Genomic DNA, 23,366 nt, shown 5'->3' on the forward strand with positions numbered 1-23,366 from the left:
GTGCTCGTTTTTAGGATTGATATTAGATTGGGCAAATGTACTCTAAAAATAAAAACCGGACAGTTTTGCTGCCCGGTTTTTACTATTTATCTGTTCGAAATTTATACAGCCGAAGAATCTTTATCTTCTGCAACCATTTCGCCTTTGTCTTTTTCAAGCGTTTGTTTTACTGCTTCTTCATGAATCGCAGCTTCTTCATTCGAGCGACGGTTGATATAAGCCTGATAGCTGGTCTCCTTTTCGTAAGGACGTTTGCCGATCAGTTTTTCAAGATCACTTTGGAACAAGATTTCTTTTTCCAACAATTCCTGAGCAATCACTTCCAACGCGTCACGTCTTTCGCTCAACATATTTTTAACAAACTGATAAGCTTGTTCAATCAACTTGCGAACTTCTTCATCAATTGCCTGTGACGTTGATTCAGAATAAGGTTTTGTAAAAGCGTAATCGCTTTGTTTCGAATCGTAATAAGATACATTACCGATACGATCGTTCATCCCGTACATCGTAACCATGCTGTATGCAACTTTCGTTACACGTTCAAGGTCACTCAATGCACCGGTTGAAATCTTACCAAAAATAACATCTTCCGCAGCACGTCCGCCTAATGTCATACACATTTCGTCAAACAACTGCTCTGTACGATACAAATACTGTTCTCTCGGCAAATACTGTGCGTAACCTAATGCAGCAACACCACGAGGTACAATCGATACCTTAACCAATGGGTCAGCGTGTTCAAGGAACCAGCCTGCTACTGCGTGACCAGCTTCATGGTAAGCAACAATTTGTTTCTCTTCGGGAGAGATCAATTTGTTTTTCTTTTCCAAACCACCAATTACACGATCCATTGCATCCTGGAAATCCTGCATTGTTACTTCTTCTCTGTCACGGCGGGCAGCAATAAGTGCGGCTTCGTTACAAACGTTGGCAATTTCAGCACCTGCAAAACCAGGAGTCTGCGCTGCCAGTTTTTGAATATCAACATCAACCGAAAGTTTCAAAGGTTTTAAATGCACTTTGAAAATCGCTTCACGGCCGATAACGTCTGGTTTATCAATTGAAATTTGTCTGTCAAAACGTCCCGGACGAAGTAAAGCCGGATCCAAAACGTCTGGACGGTTCGTTGCAGCTACGATAATAATTCCTGAATCGGTAGCAAAACCATCCATTTCGACAAGCAGTGAGTTCAATGTGTTTTCACGTTCGTCATTAGAACCTGGCATTGCACCACGCCCACGGGAACGACCAACCGCATCAATCTCATCTATAAAGATAATGCAAGGCGCTTTTTCTTTTGCTTGTTTGAAAAGGTCACGAACACGAGCCGCACCTACACCAACAAACATTTCAACAAAGTCAGAACCTGACAAAGAGAAGAAAGGAACACCAGCTTCACCGGCAACTGCTTTTGCAAGCAAAGTTTTACCAGTACCCGGAGGGCCTACAAGAAGTGCACCTTTTGGAATTTTCGCACCGAGTTTTTTGAATTTATCAGGAAACTGAAGGTATTCAACTATTTCCTTGATCTCTTCTTTCGCTTCATCCAGACCGGCAACATCGTTAAAAGTAATTTTAACTTTGTTTTCAGCGTCAAAAAGTGTTGCACGGGAACGGCCGATATTAAATATCTGACCACCAGGACCAACACCACCTGACATTCTGCCAAGGATGAAATACATTACCAGAATCATGATAATGAAAAAGCCCCAGGTTCCAAGGAAACTGGTCCAGTCATTACGTGTGTCTACAACAAGCTCAATCTTATCATCATCAGGTACTTTTTCCTGAATCTTGTCGAGATCTTTTTTAAATGTTTCCGCCGACGTTACCTGAAACTGATAATGAGAAACTGGTTCTCCTCCGAAATAATTACCACCATTTTCAGTAGTAAGCACTTTATATTTATCAAGCTTCAGCGCTTCTGGCTTCAATGTTACTTCAACTGACTTGTCATTTACTATTGTGACGCGTTGAACCTCCTTGTCAGCAACCATTTTCTCAAAACGTTTCTGAGTCGTTTCACGAATTGTTGATGTTCTGTTAAGGTAAGTTATCCCCAAAATAGTAGCAATCAAAGCAGCTATGATCCATCCCTGATACCCTTTCTGCGGACTTTTAGGATTTAGTGGACCTCTTTTGTTATCGTTATCAGACATTCTTTATAATAATTAAGAGGAAATTTAATAAACAACATTTCGCATCTGATGAATGTTCATCCGCTACGATATTTACAGGACGGAATCTTCAAAGTGCGTTACAACCGCATCACCCCAAAGCTCTTCCAAATCATAGTGTTTACGACGTTCTTTATTAAAAATGTGAGCCACTACATCCACATAGTCAATTAATATCCACTCTCCATTGGCTTTTCCTTCTTTTTGCCAGGGGTCGGTTTTTGATATTTTGTAAACTTCGTCTTCCACCGAATTGGCCAAAGCATCTATTTGAGTATCGGAATTACCCGAGCAAATTACAAAAAAATCTGTTATTGAATTTTTTACTTTTCTAAGATCAAGGATTGTTATATCCTCACCTTTCTTTTCTGACATTCCTTTAGCTATAAGCTCGGATAAATCTTTTGATGATAGTTCTTTATTTTTGCGTTGTTTCATGCGTAGTTGATTCCCATTTCTATAAACCCTAAAGTAAAGTAAAAAAATTGTACAACTCTATATACGATACCTTAATTATAGGTAAAAAAGTTATTTATCTGCCAAGTTGTCATTCAACAAACGACATAGCGGCTGAATTAGTACGTAGCGGTGTAAGTATGGAGGGAGCTGTTGTCATTACTGACGACCAGACAAAAGGCCGTGGACAAAGAGGTACAACCTGGGTAACCCAGCCTCGGATGAACCTTACCATGTCTGTCATCCTAACCCCGACTTTTTTACCAATTCAGGAACAATTTCTGATAAGTCAGGCCATGGCTCTGGGCATATCGTCATATCTTAGCAACTATTCTGATAAAGTTAAGATAAAGTGGCCAAACGACATATATCTGGGTGATAAAAAAATATGCGGGACATTGATTGAAAATAATATTCAGGGATCCCGCCTGGCAAGTTCAGTTGTGGGAATGGGTATCAATATTAATCAAACCGAATTTTCAAATCCCCGGGCGACTTCGCTGGCTAAGGAAAGCGGACAGGACTTTTTTCTGCCTGATGAGTTTTATCAATTAATTCATCACCTCGACGCATGGTATTTAAAACTGAAATCAATAAAAAATAATCAGGAAATCCGGCAGGCGTATCTTGATAATTTATTTGGTTATAAACAGTTATGCCTGTTTCGATACCAGAACGAGGTTTTGTCCGGCACGGTAACAGGCATAACTGATTTTGGAAAATTATGTGTCAAATTTGAGAATCAGCCTGAAATTAAAGAACTGGATCTCAAAGAAGTTGAATGGATATGGGATTAGTCTTCAATTTTTGGAATGCCCCATTTTCCTAACACGACCATCGCAAGGCAGCAAATTAACAATCCAAGCGATTCGCGCGCTTCTTCAATATTGATACTTCTCATTTTTGCTTCGCCCCAGAAAATTCCTTCGAAATGAGGAGGCCACTGGAAAATTGAAGCTATCAGATATCCCGCTGCCAGTCCGTAATATACCCAGGAAGGCCAGAGGTTGTTAAAACTCATGTAGCAGGCCAAGGCTGCGGCACTGTATGTAAAGATCCAGATTGTAGCATCCGGGTCGTTAAACTGGAAATATGCGAAAAGCATAAAAAGCGATCCGAATATTATTTTGAAAAATTTCATGATGATATAGTTAGTGGGTTTTACTGCTTTATATAAAGATTAAATAACGTTTTTATTACTTTTTTAAGCAATAAGATTTTTGTCATTTACAAAACTGACTGATCGCAGCTGTTGCATCTTCATATCCCAAATTCTGTGCCTGTTTCAGGCTGCTGCATCCCAGGTCTTTTTCGCCGTCGTACCATTCTGCCAAACCTAGTCCGTAAAACGCTTTTCCATATTGTGAATCCAGTTTTACAGTTTGACGAAAGGCGAGCGTGGCTTTTTTGAAATCATTCTGGCGATAATAGGTATTCCCCAAATTGTACCAGGCCATTTTATTTTCCTGGTCAAGTTCTGTTGCTTTTTCAAAATCTTTAATGGCAGGTTCCAGTTTGTCAAGAATCACGTACAACTGGCCTCTGTTTAAAAAAACATCCGAAGTATCAGGAGCCAAAGTGGCCGCCTTGTTATAATCTGTCAATGCTGAGTCAAGATGATTGTCACTTGTGTATAAAAGCGCGCGATTGAAATAAGGACGATAAGATGCGGGCTGTATTTTTATGGCCTGATTAAAATCCATCAGGGCGCTTGGATATTCTTTCATTTCATAATAAGCCACGCCGCGGGTATTTAAAGCTTCAGCGTTGGAAGTATTTTTTTCTATGGCTTTATTGAGGTATTCGATGGCTTCTTTGTTTTTGCCTTCTTTCATCAATTGTTTGCCTTTTTGGAGGAAAGCATCAGAAGAATTGGAGCAGGAATTAAGGAAAACTAAAAAAAATAAAAAAAATATTCGGTACATAATCACTCATTTATAGTTGGTTCGCACAAAAGTAAGAGGAAACGTTAAATGAATGTTTTCTTTTTGTCAATAAAATGTCTTTATCTTTGCAACGGCAAATCGGAACTACCAGCTCCTTCCGAATCCCCCAGGTCCTGACGGAAGCAAGGGTAGGTGGTTGATGCGGTGAGATTCTCGGTTTGCCTTTTTTTATGCCCTTTCCAATCACTTCCACAACTTTTTTTTGCTTTTAGTAATGGTTTCCTACTTTTGTAGGACAATTAAACTATTCAATTTTTGATATGAAATTTTTTATTGATACTGCCAATCTAAAAGAAATTAAAGAAGCTCAGGCCTTAGGCGTACTTGATGGTGTTACAACAAATCCGTCACTTATGGCAAAAGAAGGAATTACAGGTAAGGATAATATCATGAGACACTACAAGGCGATCTGTGATATTGTTGACGGAGATGTAAGTGCGGAAGTGATTTCTGTTGATTTGGAGGGTATGATTCGTGAAGGTGAAGAATTGATCGAGATTGATGATAAAATTGTTGTAAAGATTCCAATGATCAAAGAAGGTGTAAAGGCTTTGAAATATTTTTCTAGCAAAGGTATCCGTACCAACTGTACACTTATTTTCTCGGCCGGACAGGCGTTGATCGCTGCAAAAGCAGGTGCAACTTATGTTTCTCCGTTTATTGGCCGTCTTGACGATATTTCTACGGATGGAATTGGTTTGATCGAACAGATCATCACAATCTATCGTAATTATGGATACGAAACTCAGGTTTTAGCAGCATCAGTTCGTCACCCGATGCACATTATTCAGTGTGCAGAAGTTGGAGCAGATGTTATGACAGGACCTTTGAGCGCGATGGAAGCATTGATGAAACATCCGCTTACGGATATCGGGCTTGAAAAATTCCTTGCTGATTACAACAAAGGAAACGCTTAATAAGAACTAATTTTAAAAGGTCAGATATTTAGATTTCTAAATATTTGACCTTTTCCCACATATGATTGTCTCCATTCATCCATTATGACTGATACCACAGAGCCTATTGTAGTACTGGAACGAGCTGATATTTATCAGGGCGACCGGCCTGTTTTGAATGATGTCCATTTTGAGATAAAAAATGGAGAGTTTGTATATCTGATCGGACGTACCGGAAGCGGAAAAAGTTCGCTCATGAAAACGCTTTATGGCGATTTGTGGCTGCATACAGGTTCTGCCAAAGTAGTTGGTTATGAATTGCATAATATCAAAAGAGCCGATATTCCTTTTCTAAGGCGTAAAATTGGCATTGTATTCCAGGATTTTCAATTGCTTTCTGATCGTTCTGTGGAGGATAATCTTTCGTTTGTACTTCGAGCAACGGGTTGGGAGCAGCAATCAAAAATTTCAAAACGCATCGCAGAAGTTTTGATGCAGGTTGGCTTGGGAACTTCTCAGAAAAAAATGCCACATCAGCTTTCAGGCGGCGAGCAGCAGCGTGTCGTAATTGCCCGTGCTATGCTGAATGAACCGAGAATCCTGATTGCAGATGAACCAACAGGAAATCTGGATCCGGAAGTAGGGGACCAGATTATGCAGGTTTTCAAAACAATCAATAATGCGGGAACAGCCATTTTGATGGCAACCCACAATTACGAATTCCTAAAAAAATTCCCTGCAAGAACCATTAAATGTGAAAATGGTAGTGTGACAGAAGGATAAAATATTTAGTTATAAAAAATGAGGGCTGAGAAATTAATTTCTCAGCCCTCATTTTTTACATAATCCGAAATTACTTGGCAGTTAAATCGATGAATGGAATAATAACTTCCTCCAAAGAAACTCCTCCATGCTGGAAAGTATCCCGGTAAAGATTCACGTACTGATTGTAATTGTTCGGATATGCGAAGAAATAATCTTCTTTTGTAAATACGTAGGATGTTGAAACATGTGGTTTCGGCAGGAAAATGCGCTCAGGTTTGCGGCAAACCATTAAATGGTTGTCATCAAATCCAAGATTTTTTCCATGTTTGTATCGCAAGTTCGTATTCGTTTCGCGATAACCAATAATTTTAACCGGTTTCTGAACACGGATCATACCATGATCGGTCGTTAAAATCAAACGGCATTTTTTCTCGGCCACTTTTTTTATAAATTCTAAAAGCGGAGAATGGAGCAACCATGATTTTGTAATAGATCTGTAAGCTGATTCATCAGGCGCCAATTCCTTAATCATTTGTACATCCGTACGGGCATGAGAAAGCATATCAACAAAATTATAAACAACTACATTTAACTGGTTGTTTAACAAATTGTTGAAATTGTCGATTAACGATTTTCCCTGGTTTGTATTCAGGATTTTATTATAAGACGACTTGATATTGAAATGATTTGTTTCCAGTTGTTTTTGAAGGAAGTCAAATTCGTGGTTGTTCAAACCTTCTTCACCATCCGGCGTATTTTCATCACTAACCCACCATTGCGGATGTTTTCTTTCCATTTCACTTGGCATCATACCAGAGAAAATGGCATTCCGGGCATATCCTGTTGTGGTTGGAAGAATAGAATAATAAGAGCTTTCTTCTTCAATATTAAAATATTCCTGAATGATCGGCTGGATCACTTTCCACTGATCATAACGGAAATTATCAATCAATAAAAAGAAAACCGGTTCAGTTGATTTTTTCAGATATGGAAATACTTTCTGTTTCATCAATTGATGAGAAAGTACCGGGCGGTCAGCTTTTGGATCATTTAGCCAGCCTTCGTATTCCTGCTCAATAAATTTACAGAAGTTTGCATTTGCATCACTTTTCTGCATGCTGAAAACCTCTGACATACCCTGATCGTCGGAATTTTCAAGTTCCAATTCCCAGTAAATCAATTTTTTATATATATCAGCCCATTCCTCATGACCGATTCTGTCCTGATACTGCATGGCCAGGTTTCTGAATTCCTGCTGATAACTCAGCGTGGTTTTTTCAGTAACAAGTCTTTTGTTATCAAGTATTTTTTTAACAGAAAGTAAAATTTGGTTAGGGTTAAGCGGCTTAATCAGATAGTCATCGATTTTTGAACCGATGGCATCTTCCATAATGTGCTCTTCCTCACTTTTGGTGATCATCACAACCGGAAGTGTTGGCTGCAACTGTTTTATTTGTGCGAGGGTTTCAAGCCCGGTCATCCCCGGCATCATTTCGTCTAAAAAGACAATATCATATCGATCATTTTCAATTCGGTCCAAGGCATCTGCACCACTGTTTACCGGTGTTACATCGTACCCCTTATTGGTCAAAAACATTATATGAGGTTTAAGAAGATCTATTTCATCATCTGCCCAAAGAATTTTATTTTGCATATGTATTATTTCAATTAGTACTGTTTAAAACAAAGAAAAACAACGTGCCAGTAAGAGGTATGGTATTAAAAAATTGTGTTTTTAACATAATTTAAGGGTTTCCAGCCACTTCAAAGTCAAATTTGATTTTGTAATTTACTACTTTATAATTTTAATTTTCAGGATAAAAATTTCCTTGTTACGCGGTCCAGATCATCCGGTGTATCCACGCCATGCGAATCGTCCGAAGTAACTACTGCTTTGATCGAATATCCATTTTCCAGCCAGCGCAACTGTTCCAGCGACTCAGCCTTTTCCAGTGAAGAAACTTCCAATTTTGTAATTGCTTCAAGAACATCCACGCGGTAAGCATAAATCCCAATGTGTTTGTAAAACGTATGAGAATCAAGCCAGTTTTCTGGCTCAACACCACGCAGATACGGAATTGTCTGTCTGCTGAAATAAAGAACTTCCTGCCGTTTGTTCAATACGGCTTTCGGTACGTTAACGTTGCAAAGGATATCCTGGCTGTCAATAACTTTTACCAAAGTAGCCAGTTCAATCGTGCCGTCGAGCACTTTTGCCAGACTGTTTATAGGTTCAGGGCTAATAAAAGGTTCGTCGCCCTGAATATTAATTACGTAATCATAATTTCCACCTGTTTTTTGCAATGCTTCAAAACACCTGTCGGTTCCGCTTTGATGATTTTCCGAAGTCATTACGGCCTTTCCGCCAAATTGATGAACGTGATCCAATATTCTTTCATCATCGGTTGCTACAATAATCTGACTGAGATGCGTAGCTTTGGAGGATTGTTCATATACACGCTGTATCATGGATTTTCCGCCTATATCTACAAGAGCTTTGGCCGGAAAACGGGTTGATGCGTAGCGCGCCGGTATTATTCCTAGTATCTGCACGTATTTAAAGTTTGAATGATGTCATTTCCAAATTTGTTTCAAAATAAAGCTAAAATTTTGCAAAAACTGTTTTCACATACGTTTTCACAAAATATCTGGCGCATACTTCCACATCCGGATCCTGACAGAAATGAATGGGCGGTCGAATTACGGGAAAGTTCGGAAAAGAAAGTATCGTTTGCCATCATTGATTTATCCGTCCCCGAATTGCGGTGGCAAGTTACGCCGGAAGGAGCAGATTGGTGGACTTCCCTGACTGCATTTTCTGGCGACCATTTATTTTTACACAATTACCGTTATCCTGATATACCGCAGCCAACAGACCTGCTGGCGATCTCTGCGGATTCAGGAAATTTGCTCTGGGCGCTTCCGAACTATGTCTTAGTCCGGACGTTAGATGGTGACTTATTGGAAGTTGCAACGTTTAAAGGGGAACAGTTTCAGAAATCTTTTTTTGATACCAGAACAGAACTTTTGAGTCCGGTTTTAGAAGAAATTAATCTGCCATCCACGGAAATAATTTTAAAACAACCTGTTCGTTACAAGGAAAGAAATGTGTATTTTGACAGGCTGTCATCCTTTTTGATGGATACACTGGGTATTTCCAAACCCATTTGTATTGATTATTTGGATGAAAGGCCCTATATGATGTTTTCTTATTATATTTACGAGCAGGAAAAGGTAGTACAATATCTTCTTATCGTTACAGATCAAAAAGAAATCATTTTTCATGAACGACTTTCCGAGGGCCGGGATGGCGTTGGCCAGTCGACCATGATGATGAGAAATAAAATATTGGTATATCTTAAAAACAACAACGAATTTTCGAGTTTAACATTTTCATACTGAATGAAATACATAGTTTACCTCGCCATTTTGGCAGGTTTTTTAAAAGGAGCGGCAAATGCCCGTGCGAATGGAGTGAGTGTTGTAGATTCTATCGGGTATGAAAAAGTAGGCGGTAAGATTTATGTTTTACATAAGGTTAATCAAGGACAAACCATGTTTGCTGTCGTAAGACAGTATGGAACTACAATTCAATCACTTCGGGAAGCAAATCCGGGAATAAGTGACAATGTTCAGTTTGGACAAACACTTCGTGTTCCTTATACTCCAAAAGCAAAGAAAAAAGAGGAATTAAAAAAGGAAGAGCCTAAAAAAGAAGTTGCGAAAGCACCAGTAAAAGACTCCGCTCCACTGCCTCCTCCTCCGACAACGACCTCGGCTCCTACGGCAGATGCGAAAGTTTCTGTTGCACCGAATGGTATTCACAGGGTTGAGGCTGGTCAGACGTTATACCGCGTAGCTGTGAAATATGGTGTTTTAATGGCAGATATCCGTAAATGGAATAATCTGAAAGATGATAACCTTACTGATGGGCAAGAATTAATTGTCAGTGAAAAAGCAGCTGAAAAAAGTAAACAACCAGCACCAGAACCTGAACCGAAAAAAGTGGTAACCAATGTGGTAAAAGATTCTGTGCGTGCGAAAGCAGCCGTTGCGGAAAAAATTATGAAACCGGTGGAAGAAGTTGCACCGCCGAAAGTTGTTACCGGAAAGCGTAAATCTGAGTCCGGTTTGGCAGAAGTAATTGAAACTGATGAAAGTACAAGCAAGTTTTTAGCCTTACACCGCACTGCGCCAATCGGCGCTCTGGTCGAAGTTTTGAATGAATATAACCAGGAAAAAATCATTGTAAGAGTGATAGGACGAATTCCTGATACGAGTGTCAATGATGATATTGTGATTAAATTGTCATCCCGCGCTTTCGAAAAAGTATCGCCTAACAGCAAGAGATTCAGAGCAGTTATCAGCTATCTTGATAATAATTAAATCTGCTTTTGAAATTTAAATGGACCGGGATTAGTTTAATAAGTATCCGGTTCAAAATAGATATACAAAATTCTGAAAGATTAATAATGAAGCATTCACCTCAGTTCCGATCTAAAAGAGAAGAAGAAAGAGCAGCTGCAAAAAACACGACTGGCTATAAAATCTGGAGTGTTCTGTTTACGATCATGTATCCATTTATAGCCGTTTTTACTTTTGTATTTTCATGTATCGTGATGTTCTTCTCTGGGATTTCACGGGTTTTGGCGTACGTGTTGGGCAGAGGTCATGCTGGAAACTGAGATTGAATTAATTCCAATTTCCCAGTCTATTACTGATTTGTTGGAAGCCAAAGCGGCACAATATAATCAGCCGGATTTTATTCCTTTTGATCCGATCAGTATTCCACATCGTTTTTCTAAAAAACAGGATATCGAGATCATGGGTTTCTGGGCGGCGGTTCTGGCCTGGGGACAACGGAAAACAATCATAAATAAATGTCTGGAATTGTCTTCGTTGATGGACGATGCTCCTTACGACTTTATCAAAAACCATCAGGACAGTGATCTAAAAAGATTTCTTGATTTTAAACACCGTACTTTCAACGCTACGGATACGCTTTACTTTCTCCACTTTTTTCAAAATTATTATAACAAATATGATTCGCTGGAAAATGCTTTCAGTAATCATATGACCGAAACGGACGTAACTATTGAAAACGGATTAATCGGTTTTCATGATTTGTTCAGCGACTCTGAAAATTTTCCTTTAAGAACCCGTAAACACATTGCTACGCCGGTGCGAAAATCGTCGTGTAAGCGATTAAATATGTTTTTGCGTTGGATGGTGAGGAAAGATGACAAAGGCGTTGATTTCGGGATTTGGAATATGATTAAACCTTCACAGCTTGTTTGTCCATGTGATGTGCATGTGGACCGGATTGCAAGAAAATTAGGATTAATTCAGAGACCTGTCACAGATTGGCGGACGGCTGTTGAATTGACGGCTGCGTTGCGTATGCTAAACCCAAATGATCCCGTTTTGTATGATTTCGCGTTATTTGGTTTAGGGATTGAAGGGTTCGCGAAAGAGGAATTTTTGATTTGACTTTATTGATTTCATTTGGGTTTTTCGCATTTCTTATGCCACCCTTTCAGGGTTTTATTTCGTGTCTTAAATTATATTTTCTATAATAATATCCATCCCTTCGGGATTTGTCACTTCCGAACATTTGATATAATATTTTATTATTTAAATCTTCAAAAGTCTAAATTCGCGGTTTTACCAACCCAGTTTAATTCTAATAATTTTCATGATCCACAATCCCGAAGGGATGACATTATTATAGAAATGAAGATTCGATGAGTTTGGGTTAACCCTGAAAGGGTGATATAAAAATTCTACAAAATACCGATATGGGAAACAACTATTAATACCAAAACTGTCATAAAAAGAAGAATCCCGACTGATATACCAGCCGGGATTCTTCTTTTTAAATATTCCTAACACAAAAATCTACATCGCACTTTCCTTAAAATCAATCGTATCAATAGCAAAAAGTGGTTTGCCATTAGCCGACGGATTTTTGAAGACAAATACAACTTTATGCTTTTTATTATCCACTGGTGCTTTTACAGGAATATTCAGCGTTTCAGATGACGATACATTTGCCTCACCGATTTTAAGTCCGGCAGGCGTGTCCAAATGTGCTTCCAGAATTCCTCCGGCTGTTTTGTCACTACTGATTACCGCAACTGTCAGCGTTGAAATATCTGTCAGGTCAATATCATCAAAGGCAATATAACTACCATTTGCAGAGCCTAAAACCACTTCCGGACCTGATGGTAATTTAAACTTTGTGAATCCTTTTCCATCATCCAGCGTATTGGCTTGTAATTTGGCCGGACGTAAAGCAATAGTTTTTGAACCAGTCTGAGGTCCCATGGTTCCGTTTCCTTTGTCGGTATAACTTGCCGTGAAAATGTACGAACCATCTTTTTTCTTAGCTTGTGTCACGTACGAGCTTTTCAAAGGTTTTTTGTCAACCACCTCTTTTTTGTTGAGTGAAAGAATGTATTTCACCATTTCTTCAACTTCTTCCGGTTTGTGCTGGGGATGCGCAGCCATGGCTTGTTCTCCCCAGTTGCCGCCACCGCCTTTGATGACTTTGTCAGTAAGCGTTTTTAAAGAATTACGCTGATTCTCATATCTTTTGGCAACTTCAATGTAAGCTGGTCCGATTGATTTTTTGTCAATCGAATGACAAGCTTTGCAATCACTCAGTTCGATCAGACGTTTTCCAGTATCAAAACCAGTATTTGCCTGATGACCCTGCGCTAAAACTGTTTTGTCAAAACCTTCCAGATAGTTAATCGTCAGCGTTACTTCGTCTTCCGGGATTGTTTTCTTCACAAGGCTTCCATCTTCTTTATCAGAAACCGCTACTTCATAGTTAACCGGTTTGTCATTCCAGTAAAACGTTTTGTTCCCTTTTATGGCAACGTCAACTTGTGGAATTGCATTTCCAGCCTTTATTGAGACTTCCGAAGTGTTACTGTTCCCGGCGCTGTCGGTTACTTTTAAAACCGCAATATATTCACCCGGTTTTGTGTAAGTGAAAGTTGGATTTGGTAAAGCACTTTTGCCTAAACCTTTTCCAAATGACCATTCATATTTAATCGCATCACCATCATAATCAAGCGATCCCTTTGATGAAAATGCTACCTTCAATGGAACGGCGCCAGTTGTATTTACAGCTTTTGCTGCGGCAACCGGAACGCGGTTTCCAGCGTTGAAAGTAATGTGGGAAAGGCTGGCTTCGTCATTCTGAGCAAACCAGTTTGGTCCATATTCCAGCGTGTACAAAGATCCATCACTGGCAAACTGCATATCCATCGGGTGACTGAATTTGCCGTTCGGCATAAAGCGTTCAATATTGAGCAGATCGCCTTTTTCATTCATCGTTACAATGTTGATGTAATCGCGGATCCAGTCATAAGCGAAGAACTTTCCGTTGTAATAATCAGGGAATTTATCTTTTCCTGCTTTAAAATCATTGGCATAATAAACCGGACCAGCCATCGCATTTCTACCACCTTTACCTACAATCGGGCCAAATTCAGGAGAATCTGCATATGGGTACCAGATAAATGCGGGCTGCGCCGGAGGCAATTTTGTGATACCTGTATTGTGTGGAGAATCGTTAATTGGTGCCGCCGGGTCAAATGGTTTTCCGGAAGTGCTGTCCGCAAAATTGAAACTGATGTATGGTTTGTTATCACCAATAAATAGGGGATAACCAAAATATCCTGCTTTTCTGGCCTGGTTCACTTCGTCATATCCGCGAGGTCCGCGTTTTGGATTGTCGTTGGACGCATCCGGTCCAACATCTCCCCAATACAAATAACCTGTGTGCTGATCGACAGAAATTCGGTATGGATTACGTGTCCCCATTACATAAATTTCTGGTCTAGTTTTTTCGGTACCAACAGGAAATAAATTGCCTTCCGGAATGTCATAAAGATTAGTACCGCCAGGCATATTCGCACGACGATCTCCGTAACGAGGTTTGATACGTAAAACTTTTCCGCGTAAAGAATTGGTATTCGAGGAAGAATGACGTCCATCCCAGCCTTCACGTCCCGGGCGACCGTCAATCGGGCCATATCCATCCGACTGGAATGGATTTACATCATCACCCGTCGATAAATATAAATTTCCTTTGGCATCCCAGGCAATGGAACCACCTGTATGGCAGCAATCCGTTCTTTTAACCGGTACTTTTAGTAGATTTTCTTCGGTTGATAAAAGCAGTGTATCTTTGATATCATCATATTTAAAACGAGACAAATGCTGCGCCGTATCCGCTTCCGTGGAAGGAGGAGAGTAATACAGATATACCAGTTTGTTGGTTTTAAAATTCGGATCAATATTCAATCCCATTAATCCATATTCCTGTTTGGTATAAACCGGAACTTCTGCTACCACTTTTACTTTGCCCGTTTTTGGACTGTACAATTTCAGTTTTCCTTTTCTTTCAGCAAACAAAACACGTTGGTCATCCAGCACTACAAGTTCTGTTGGTTCGTCCAGTTTTGTGGCCAGTACTTTTTTAGTAAAACGATTTTCTTCCGGACGGGATTTGGAATAATTAAGCTTGGCAGCCATTACGTAATTCAAACCGCCCATCAAATGTTTCAAAAAGACCGGATTTTCAAAAGTGGCATCTTCATGTCCAAAATTGGTATAAAAAGCTTTTCCACCATCAAATTCATGATACCACGACATCGGGTGATCATTGCCCATTTTACCGTCTTTATAAGATTTTTCATCAATCTTGACAAGAACAGTAACCTGTGGATTGAAAGTCTTGAAATCGTAAAATTCATCCTTGATTTTCCAGCGATCCGGAAAACCTTCCATTGATGGATGTTCACGGTTTACAACATAAGCTTCACCATTTTGCACATTCGGATTTCCCGGATGGCTTGCGAAATAGGCTCCGGCAAGTTTGTTATACCACTGCCAGTCATATTCGGTATCTGTTGCAGCATGAATACCAAGATATCCGCCACCGGCTTGAATATAATGTTCAAAGGCTTCCTGCTGATTGTCATTTAGTACATTTCCTGTCGTGTTGAGGAAAATAACGGCGCTGTATTTGCGAAGATTTTTTTCGGTGAAAAGTGCTGCATTTTCTGTCGTATCAACACTGAAACCATTTTCTTTTCCCAACTTGGTAATAGCGGTTTTTCCTGCCCCGATTGATCCGTGACGGAAACCGGCCGTTTTTGAAAATACTAAAACACGTTTTTCAGGGGTAACAGATTGGGCATTAACGGTGATAGAAAAACAAACGCAGAGTGCAATGCAAAATGCGTTCAGATAATTCATCTTTTTTTTGCGGACGTGATCCTTCATTATAAGGCTAAATTGGGTTTTGGTAAAAGGTCATGGTTTACTTACTTATAAACTTCTGTTTTCTACTATTTCCTTCGAAAAAATTTGCAACAAAATGTATAAAAAAACCTATCAGTCATAAGAACGATAGGTTTTTATTTTACTTGTTATAAAGACAATTATTTAATTATAGTCCCAAGGCTCTGCGGTTAAATGCTTCGTCGGCACCAGTTCCTGCGAAATCATCGAAAGCTTTGGTAGTAACCTCAATAATCTGATTAGCAATAAAAGGCGCACCTTCTGCTGCACCTTGTACCGGCGATTTTATACAGCATTCCCATTCCAAAACTGCCCAGCTATCATAATCATACTGAGAAAGTTTTGAGAAAATACCTTTGAAATCAACCTGGCCATCACCCAATGAACGGAAACGTCCTGCGCGATCAGCCCAACCTGCAAATCCGCTGTAGACCCCTTGTTTTCCAGTTGGATTAAACTCGGCATCTTTTACGTGGAATGCTTTGATACGGTCGTGGTACAAATCGATGAATTGAAGATAATCCAGTTGTTGTAAAACGAAATGGCTTGGATCGTAGTTGATATTCGCTCTTGTATGTCCGTCAAGATAATCAACAAACATTTCAAAAGTAGAACCGTCAAAAAGATCTTCGCCCGGATGAAGTTCGTAACAAACGTCTACGCCATTTTCGTCATAAACATCCAGAATTGGTTTCCAACGGGCAGCTAATTCTTTAAATGCAGTTTCAACCAAACCTGCCGGACGCTGCGGCCATGGATAAAGAAACGGCCATGCCAACGCACCGGAGAAAGTTGCACTTGCTTTTAGTCCAAGGTTTTTACTTGCAACGGCTGTATATTTCAATTGCTGCGTAGCCCACTCCGCTCTTGCTTTCGGATTATTGCGAACTTCCGGGGCTGCAAACCCGTCATACATTTCGTCATAAACAGGATGCGAAGCAACCAGCTGACCGATAATATGTGAAGCAAGTTCAGTGATTTCCAAACCTTTATCTTTCAGCTTGCCTTTCAGTTCATCGGCATAAGTCTGAGATTCGGCAGCAAGTTTAATATCAATAACTCTTGGATCCCAGATCGGTAACTGAACACCTTTATAGCCAAGATCAGCCATATAAGTTGTTATTCCGTCAAGGGTATTAAATGGAGCCTCATCACCCAAAAATTGAGCAAGAAAGATTCCAGGTCCTTTTATAGTTTTCATGATTTTTAATTTTGAATGATAGAATGAGTGAATGATAGAATGGCGTGAACAAACTTAATGGCTTGAATGGCTTCTGGCATTTCACTTTAGTTTTGAATGATAGAATGATAGAATGAGTGAACAAACTTAATGGCTTGAACCGGTATATAGTTTGGGGTAATTTTTTAAAATTTTCCAAACCAAGTCATTTACATCTAATAAATCGAACGAGTCAAATATTCACTCATTCTATCACTTTAATTATGGCTAGAATTGCTTCTGGCTTTGGATAGAATTTTTAAAATTTCTTCGGCTTCATTCATTAAACTGTTTATTTTTTCAAATGGTAAAATTCCTGATTCTGAAATTATTTCAAGCCAAAATAAAGACTCGTCCGCTTCTTCGACTGTTATACTCAATTTGGCGAAAAACTCTCTGTTACTTCTGGCCCGACATACCGCCCGATAATTGGCTCCTACCGAAGATGCCGATCTTAAAAATTGTTTTCCAATAATTCGGGCTTCTTCCGAGGAAGGCAAAGCTTTAAACAATTTAATACTTCGTAAAACAAATTGTTTAGTTCTGTCTTTCAAAGCATTGATAAATTCTTCTTTAGTGTGTGTCATTTAATTTTGAATGATAGAATGAGTGAATTGAGAAATGCGTGAATGATAGCATGAGTGAATGATAGAATGGAACAGAACAAACTTAATTGCTTGAATTGCTCCTGACAATGGATAGTACCTGTTATACCTCTCTACAATTGTATTCAATTTAAAAAGATCTAATGAGCCCAATATTCACTCATTCTATCATTCACTCACTCTATCATTCTTCTATTCTATCATTCACTCATTCAAAATTAAACCGTCACCCAAGCCTGCTTCTTATTACTTTCTAAAATTCTTTCACAAATCAATAACTCACGGTATCCGTCAGCAAATGTTGGGAAAGTTGGGTTTTCTGGTTGTTTGCCTTCTGCGATGGCTGCGTAAACTTCCTTGAACATTTGTTTTGATGTATCAGGGAAACCTTCGTTGTGTCCGCCTGGGAAAGTGATTAGTGAACGAACGTCATCATTAACAAGTGACGGATCGCGCATTAATATTTCATTGCTTTTATCACGGTTGCCGATCCACATTTCATTTGGCGCTTCGGAAGTCCAGTTGAATGTTTTCTTTGAACCAGAAATTTCCAAAGTCATACGGTTTTTACGACCGGCTGAAACCTGGGAAACAGTAATTACACCTTTGCTTCCATTATCAAAACGTAGCAATACGTTCGCATGATCTTCTGTTGTGATAGGCACATCAGCATAATCTTCCGGCTGAAGCATTTTTCCTGAATAGGTTTCTACCGGCTTCAATGGTTTTTTACGCGTCTTGTGAATCGTGTTGAAATCTGCAAGAACTTCAACTGTTTTCAAGCCTGTAATGTATTCAAGAATATCCATCAGGTGAGAACCGATATCAGCGATCGCACGCGAATCTCCTGATTTGTCCGGTTCAAGACGCCAGTTATAATCTGTTTCGTAAAACAGCCAGTCTTGAAGATAAGAACCAATGAAAGAATAAATTTCTCCCAGTTCTCCACGCTCACGCATTGACTTCATCTGACGAGCCAGTGGGTAATAACGCAAATTGAAATGAACAGCATTTACCAGACCGGTTTTTGCTGCAAGTTCAACCAGTTCTTCTGCTTCAACTAAATCTTTGGCAAGTGGTTTTTCACAAATAACATGTTTTCCAGCCAATAAAGCGGCTTTCGACTGTGAGTAGTGAAGGAAGTTAGGTGTACAGATATGGATAACCGAAATATCATCCTGCTTCAACAATTCATCGAAAGTGTAAGCGCGTGGAATGCCTAATCCGTCCGCTTTTTGTTGTGCAATTTCTGCGGTTACTTCGCAAAGAGCGGCTACTTCTACATTTGGCAAGCGTCTTAAAGCTTCGATATGGGCAGGACCAATAAAACCGGTTCCAACTACACCAACTTTTATTTTATTCATAAACCTGGTAAAAAGTGAAAGGTGAAAATTATGTCTGATTGTGGACAAGCTAATTATAAAAAGAAGACCGGAACGGTTTCCGATCTTCAAATGCAAATCCGTTTATTATCTACTCAAAAGTTGTCCATTTTGTGTCAGACTTATCCGAAGCAATTACGGTATCAACAAACTTCATTCCGCGTAAACCGTCTTGTGCAGTCGGGAAATCATAAACAGGGTCGGCCTTTTTGCCTTCCTGATATGCACGGACGTGAATAGCGAAATTTCTGTATAGATTGGCAAAAGCTTCAAAATATCCTTCAGGATGACCGGCCGGAATTCTGGTATGAACCTGCGCTGCTTTTGACAAATTGCCAACACCCGTACGAATATGTCTAACGCCTTGCTGCGTTTTATGGATTAACGTGTTAGGCTCCATTTGTCTCCATTGCAAACCGCCCGTTTCTCCGTAAACACGGATATTCAAATCGTTTTCTTCTCCGTTTGCAATCTGGCTGTCTTGCAGAATGCCCTTCGCTCCGTTGTTGAAACGCAATAAAATGTTAGCGTCATCATCCAATTGACGACCTTCAACAAAAATGGTTAGATCTGCACAAAGCTGGGTGATTTTTAATCCGGTAATATATTCAGCAAGATTTTCTGCATGCGTTCCGATATCACCAAGTCCGCCACCTGCACCTGATTTACTAGGATCTGTACGCCAGGCAGCTTGTTTGTTGCCCGTTACTTCAACCATCGTTGAAAGCCAGCCTTGTGGATATTCAACAATTACTTTACGTACTTTTCCTATTGCGCCGGAAGCAATCATTTCTTTGGCTTCTTTCACCATCGGATAGCCGGTGTAATTATGTGTCAGACAGAAAACGAGTCCGGTTTTTTCAACCAGTTCAACAATTTCTTCTGCTTCTTTTACATTAAGTGTAATTGGCTTATCGCATACGACGTGGAAACCATTTTCAAGTGCCAGTTTCGTCGGCGCGGCATGTACGTGATTGGGAGTAACAACAGAAATGAAGTCCATCCGTTCTCCTTCCGGAAGCTGCTTTTCCTTAAGAATCATTTCCTCAAAGTTGGCATAAACGCGGTCCTCGGGCAAATAAAGGGCTTTTCCGGTCTCTTTTGATTTTTCGGGAGACGAGCTGAAAGCGCCGCAAACCAGTTCAATTTCTCCATCCATGATAGCCGCACGGCGGTGAACTCCTCCGATAAAAGCATCAAGTGTTCCTCCCACCATACCCATCCTTATCTTTCGTGACATTCCTCTGGGTTTAAAGTTTCAAAAAGATTTTATACTTATAAAGAGTAGTATCTATCACTCTTACTTCTTACAAAGATATATTTAACATATAAAAAATGTGTCACTCTGTGAAGATAGAGTAGTAGAATTGATAAGTATTTGTTTTTTTTGTGAAAAACTTAAACAATATCATTATTAAGAATTCGTAATTAGTCACTCTCATATATTTTAACCTTTAACTTATTTAATTTTTCTACGCATGGCTCAACCAGTAAATAGCTCACGGCTTTTCAATGCAAGCTGTTTTGCACTTATTACAACTGCATTTTCATTTGGTATTCGTGCAGGTATACTTACCGAACTAGGCGAAAAGTTTAGTCTGTCCGGCGAGCAGTTAGGATATATAAATTCTATGGCATTTTTTGGTTTTCCAATCGCCATGATCGTGTTTGGTGCCTTGTATAATGTTGTTGGCCCTAAAAGAATTATTTACGTAACATTTATCAGTCACGCACTGGGGATTGTTTTGACAATTTACGCGCAAGGTTTCTGGGGATTGTTGATTTCTACATTCTTCATTGGTTTTGGAAACGGATGTACAGAAGCTGCCTGTAACCCGATGATCGCTGATACGTATTCAGGAAGTACGCTGAATAAAATGATGAATCGTTTTCACATGTGGTTTCCTGGTGGTATTGTAGTTGGAAGTTTGATTTCGAAATTCATGACGGATTATGGCTTTAACTGGCAGGCGCAAATGTGGGTTATCGCCATTCCTGCGGTTATTTATGCAGTTCTTTTCTGGGGACAAACTTTCCCTGTCAGCAAGGTTGAAGCCAATACGGCTGGTAACTTCAAAGCCATGCTTTCTCCGCTTTATATCTTTATCATGATTGCGATGGCATTCACAGCGATTTCTGAATTTGGTCCTGAACAATGGGTTGGTCCGATCCTTGGAAAAGTGGGTGCAAGTCCAATGATTATCCTGGTTTGTGTTACTGGTTTAATGGCTGTTGGCCGTTTCTTCGCCGGACCAATTGTTCACCGTTTAAATCCGATTACTATTCTTTTGGGTTCAACGGTTATGGCTGCTGTCGGAATTTATTTGATGAGTATCGCTACTGGCGGTTTGGTTTACTTTGCAGCAATGTTGTTTGCTGTTGGTGTATGTTATTTCTGGCCAACTATGCTTGGTTTCGTTGCTGAATATCTTCCAACAACAGGTGCATTCGGTCTTTCTATTGTTGGAGGTATGGGTATGTTCTCAACTTCAATTTTCCAGCCTGTTATCGGAAAATGGCTTGATAATGAAAAGGCGGTTCAGGCTGCTGCTGGTGTTACCGGTGATGCGGCTGAGTTGGCTGCCGGACAAGCTACTTTACAAAATATGATTATGTTCCCATTGGTGGCGTTGGCGATGTTTATCATTCTTTATTTCTGGATTGGAAATAAAAGACCGGTTTATGTTGATCAAACAGAAATATTGAAATCGCCGCAGTTATAATTGGGGTGAATGGATTGGGCCTCGTTGGGGCAACCCTTGTGGTTGCCCAATTCCCGGAGGCGGGAACATCTATTATCCTGATTCCCTAATTAACCAGATTTCTAAGGGGCTGACCAAAAAGCCAAAGCCCTTTATCTACTTTGTAGATAGAGGGCTTTTTTGTATTTTTAATTACCACATTAGAAATACATGAGCAAGATAAAAAAATCTATCGTCTTTAAAGAATACTGCCCGCAGCAGCTATTATTTTTACCACCTTCTCTTGAAGAACTGATACCTCCTACGCATTTGGTACGGGTTGTTAATGAAGTAGTTGAACGGATGGATATCACAGAGCTGATGAACCTTTATGAAGGTGGGGGAACCAGCGCATACCATCCGCGGATGCTGCTGAAAGTCTTACTTTATGCGTATTGCATCAAGATATATACTGGCAGAAAGATAGCCCGTGCCCTGGGTCAGGACATCCATTTCTTCTGGCTGAGCAGTATGAGCCGGCCCGATTTTCGGACCATCAATACTTTCCGGAGCAGCAAAGCCAAAGAAGTGATTGAAGTGCTGTTCAGCTCCATGCTGGTGTTTTTGATGGAACACAAGTATATCAAAATGGAGCACTATTTCTGTGATGGCAGCCCATTTATGGCCGATGCCAATAAGCACAAGATGGTCTGGAAGAAGAATGCCCTCCGGTATAAGGCATCAGCAGAACAGAAATGCCAGCAGCTGCTCAAAGAGATTGATGCGCTGAATGCATCCGAAGATTTTACCTACGGAAATAAAGATCTTGAAGAATATGGATCACAGCCTGTTAGCCGGCAGGTCCTGGCCAATCAGATTGACCAGCTCAATGAAAAGATTAAGAATACCAGCGTCAAAAAAACAAAACGCAAAGCCCAAAGCCTGGGCAAACAACTGGTAGAAACAGCAGATCGGATTGAGAAATACGAGCAGCAGATTCTTATCGCGGGCAGCCGCAGTGGCTATAATGTAACAGATCAGGACGCCAGTGCGATGATGATGAAAAATAAGGTTGAGGTACTGCCCGCATATAATGTGCTGGCGGGATGTGAAGATCAGTTTATTACCGGCGTAAGCCTGCACCAGAACACCAATGACGGCACCTGCTTCAAAGACCACTTGGATCAGCTGTCAGTTCAGCAGTCTGTGACCCCTGAAAACATCATTGCTGACAGCATCTTTGGTACCGAAGAGAATTATGAGCTACTGGAAAACAAGGGGATAAACAATTATTTGAAATTCCCCCAGTTCCATAATGAGCAAAAGAAATCCTATAAGAATAACCCTTTTTTAAAAGAGAATTTCTATTACGATCCCGCTGCAGATAGCTATACCTGCCCCAATAAGCAGCAGCTTACTTTTCGAAGCAGCTATAAGCATACACATAAAAAAACAGGTTATCAGTCACATATAAAGGAATACGAATGTACAGACTGCACGGGTTGCCCATTCTACGAACGCTGTTGTAAATCTACCCAAGGGCATAACCGTACACTCAAAGTTAATGAGCAGCTTGACCAATACAAGCAACAGGCACGGGACAACCTTAACTCACAGAAAGGTTTTGAGCTCCGCAGACGAAGAAGTATTGAAATAGAAAGCTGCTTTGGCGACATAAAAGCCAACATGGGTTTTCGCCGCTTCCATCTTAGAGGTCTTAAAAAGGTAACTACTGAGTTTACCTTGGTTGCTATGGCCCACAACCTGAGAAAACTGCATCTTAAAAGACAAAAATCAGCAGCCTAAGTAGAAAAAATGGCCAGATAGCTGCTCTTAAGAGTACTTTCCGGCCATTTTTTATAAATCAATTAAATAACGAAGCTAAAAATCAAAATGAAGATCTTTTATTTATAAATCA

At 40.0% G+C, this 23,366-nt stretch carries 20 protein-coding genes; 9 read left to right on the forward strand and 11 right to left on the reverse strand.

Annotated features, from left to right (window positions below; translation table 11 throughout):
- Window positions 1-101 precede the first annotated feature (101 nt).
- On the reverse strand, window positions 102-2,159 hold the full coding sequence (ftsH, locus tag IEE83_RS04605; protein WP_194119447.1) for an ATP-dependent zinc metalloprotease FtsH: 2,058 nt from the start codon (window positions 2,157-2,159) through the stop codon (window positions 102-104).
- A gap of 72 nt (window positions 2,160-2,231) precedes the next feature.
- Window positions 2,232-2,615: a ribosome silencing factor gene (gene rsfS, locus IEE83_RS04610; protein ID WP_090335123.1), complete on the reverse strand. Its 384-nt coding sequence runs from the start codon at window positions 2,613-2,615 to the stop codon at window positions 2,232-2,234.
- Between the two features lie 47 nt (window positions 2,616-2,662).
- Here rsfS and IEE83_RS04615 point away from each other — a divergent pair, with 47 nt between their 5' ends.
- A complete protein-coding gene (locus IEE83_RS04615; RefSeq protein WP_194119448.1) occupies window positions 2,663-3,430 on the forward strand; it encodes a biotin--[acetyl-CoA-carboxylase] ligase in 768 nt (255 codons plus the stop codon).
- Here IEE83_RS04615 and IEE83_RS04620 read toward each other — a convergent pair.
- Window positions 3,427-3,774: a transmembrane 220 family protein gene (locus IEE83_RS04620; RefSeq protein WP_194119449.1), complete on the reverse strand. Its 348-nt coding sequence runs from the start codon at window positions 3,772-3,774 to the stop codon at window positions 3,427-3,429. The genes IEE83_RS04615 and IEE83_RS04620 overlap by 4 nt on opposite strands.
- Before the next feature lie 82 nt (window positions 3,775-3,856).
- A complete protein-coding gene (locus IEE83_RS04625; protein ID WP_194119450.1) occupies window positions 3,857-4,558 on the reverse strand; it encodes a tetratricopeptide repeat protein in 702 nt (233 codons plus the stop codon).
- Between the two features lie 281 nt (window positions 4,559-4,839).
- On the opposite strand from IEE83_RS04625, the gene fsa reads away from it, so the two are divergent.
- Both fsa and IEE83_RS04635 read left to right on the forward strand, forming a co-directional pair.
- Window positions 4,840-5,496, forward strand: coding sequence for a fructose-6-phosphate aldolase (fsa, locus tag IEE83_RS04630; protein WP_194119451.1), 657 nt, complete (start codon window positions 4,840-4,842; stop codon window positions 5,494-5,496).
- 84 nt (window positions 5,497-5,580) lie between these two features.
- Window positions 5,581-6,258 carry a cell division ATP-binding protein FtsE gene (locus IEE83_RS04635; protein WP_194119452.1) on the forward strand — a complete coding sequence of 226 codons (678 nt, stop codon included), beginning with the start codon at window positions 5,581-5,583 and terminating at the stop codon, window positions 6,256-6,258.
- 70 nt (window positions 6,259-6,328) lie between these two features.
- Here IEE83_RS04635 and porX read toward each other — a convergent pair whose 3' ends face one another.
- Together porX and kdsB are read right to left on the reverse strand one after the other, a co-directional pair.
- Window positions 6,329-7,894 carry a T9SS response regulator signal transducer PorX gene (porX, locus tag IEE83_RS04640; protein WP_194119453.1) on the reverse strand — a complete coding sequence of 522 codons (1,566 nt, stop codon included), beginning with the start codon at window positions 7,892-7,894 and terminating at the stop codon, window positions 6,329-6,331.
- Between the two features lie 158 nt (window positions 7,895-8,052).
- Complete coding sequence (gene kdsB / locus IEE83_RS04645; RefSeq protein WP_194119454.1) at window positions 8,053-8,793, reverse strand: 3-deoxy-manno-octulosonate cytidylyltransferase; 741 nt, start codon at window positions 8,791-8,793, stop codon at window positions 8,053-8,055.
- 57 nt (window positions 8,794-8,850) lie between these two features.
- Between kdsB and IEE83_RS04650 the strand changes: the two genes are divergently transcribed.
- From IEE83_RS04650 to IEE83_RS04665, 4 genes are all read left to right on the forward strand, one after another.
- Window positions 8,851-9,642 carry a DUF4905 domain-containing protein gene (locus IEE83_RS04650; RefSeq protein ID WP_194119455.1) on the forward strand — a complete coding sequence of 264 codons (792 nt, stop codon included), beginning with the start codon at window positions 8,851-8,853 and terminating at the stop codon, window positions 9,640-9,642.
- On the forward strand, window positions 9,643-10,626 hold the full coding sequence (locus tag IEE83_RS04655; protein WP_194119456.1) for a LysM peptidoglycan-binding domain-containing protein: 984 nt from the start codon (window positions 9,643-9,645) through the stop codon (window positions 10,624-10,626).
- 86 nt (window positions 10,627-10,712) lie between these two features.
- Window positions 10,713-10,925 (forward strand): hypothetical protein, encoded by a 213-nt coding sequence (locus IEE83_RS04660; protein ID WP_194119457.1) that lies wholly within the window; start codon window positions 10,713-10,715, stop codon window positions 10,923-10,925.
- Complete coding sequence (locus tag IEE83_RS04665) at window positions 10,912-11,730, forward strand: TIGR02757 family protein (RefSeq protein WP_194119458.1); 819 nt, start codon at window positions 10,912-10,914, stop codon at window positions 11,728-11,730. Before IEE83_RS04660 ends, IEE83_RS04665 begins: the two co-directional genes overlap by 14 nt.
- Window positions 11,731-12,138: 408 nt before the next feature.
- Here the strand turns inward: IEE83_RS04665 and IEE83_RS04670 are convergent, their stop codons facing one another.
- From IEE83_RS04670 to IEE83_RS04690, 5 genes are all read right to left on the reverse strand, one after another.
- Window positions 12,139-15,516 carry a ThuA domain-containing protein gene (locus IEE83_RS04670; RefSeq protein ID WP_379992875.1) on the reverse strand — a complete coding sequence of 1,126 codons (3,378 nt, stop codon included), beginning with the start codon at window positions 15,514-15,516 and terminating at the stop codon, window positions 12,139-12,141.
- Window positions 15,517-15,709: 193 nt separating this feature from the next.
- On the reverse strand, window positions 15,710-16,762 hold the full coding sequence (locus IEE83_RS04675; RefSeq protein ID WP_194119460.1) for a sugar phosphate isomerase/epimerase family protein: 1,053 nt from the start codon (window positions 16,760-16,762) through the stop codon (window positions 15,710-15,712).
- Between the two features lie 236 nt (window positions 16,763-16,998).
- The gene (locus tag IEE83_RS04680; protein WP_194119461.1) at window positions 16,999-17,367 is read right to left on the reverse strand and encodes a four helix bundle protein; all 369 of its coding nucleotides are present in this window, start codon (window positions 17,365-17,367) and stop codon (window positions 16,999-17,001) included.
- 236 nt (window positions 17,368-17,603) lie between these two features.
- A complete protein-coding gene (locus IEE83_RS04685; RefSeq protein ID WP_194119462.1) occupies window positions 17,604-18,749 on the reverse strand; it encodes a Gfo/Idh/MocA family protein in 1,146 nt (381 codons plus the stop codon).
- 109 nt (window positions 18,750-18,858) lie between these two features.
- Window positions 18,859-19,989, reverse strand: coding sequence for a Gfo/Idh/MocA family protein (locus IEE83_RS04690; RefSeq protein WP_194123295.1), 1,131 nt, complete (start codon window positions 19,987-19,989; stop codon window positions 18,859-18,861).
- 256 nt (window positions 19,990-20,245) lie between these two features.
- Here IEE83_RS04690 and IEE83_RS04695 point away from each other — a divergent pair, with 256 nt between their 5' ends.
- Both IEE83_RS04695 and IEE83_RS04700 read left to right on the forward strand, forming a co-directional pair.
- The gene (locus tag IEE83_RS04695; protein ID WP_194119463.1) at window positions 20,246-21,490 is read left to right on the forward strand and encodes an MFS transporter; all 1,245 of its coding nucleotides are present in this window, start codon (window positions 20,246-20,248) and stop codon (window positions 21,488-21,490) included.
- Window positions 21,491-21,679: 189 nt separating this feature from the next.
- Window positions 21,680-23,254 (forward strand): IS1182 family transposase, encoded by a 1,575-nt coding sequence (locus IEE83_RS04700; RefSeq protein WP_194119464.1) that lies wholly within the window; start codon window positions 21,680-21,682, stop codon window positions 23,252-23,254.
- Window positions 23,255-23,366 lie beyond the last annotated feature (112 nt).

Origin of the sequence: Dyadobacter subterraneus (genome assembly GCF_015221875.1) — a bacterium.
GTDB classification, from domain to species: domain Bacteria; phylum Bacteroidota; class Bacteroidia; order Cytophagales; family Spirosomataceae; genus Dyadobacter; species Dyadobacter subterraneus.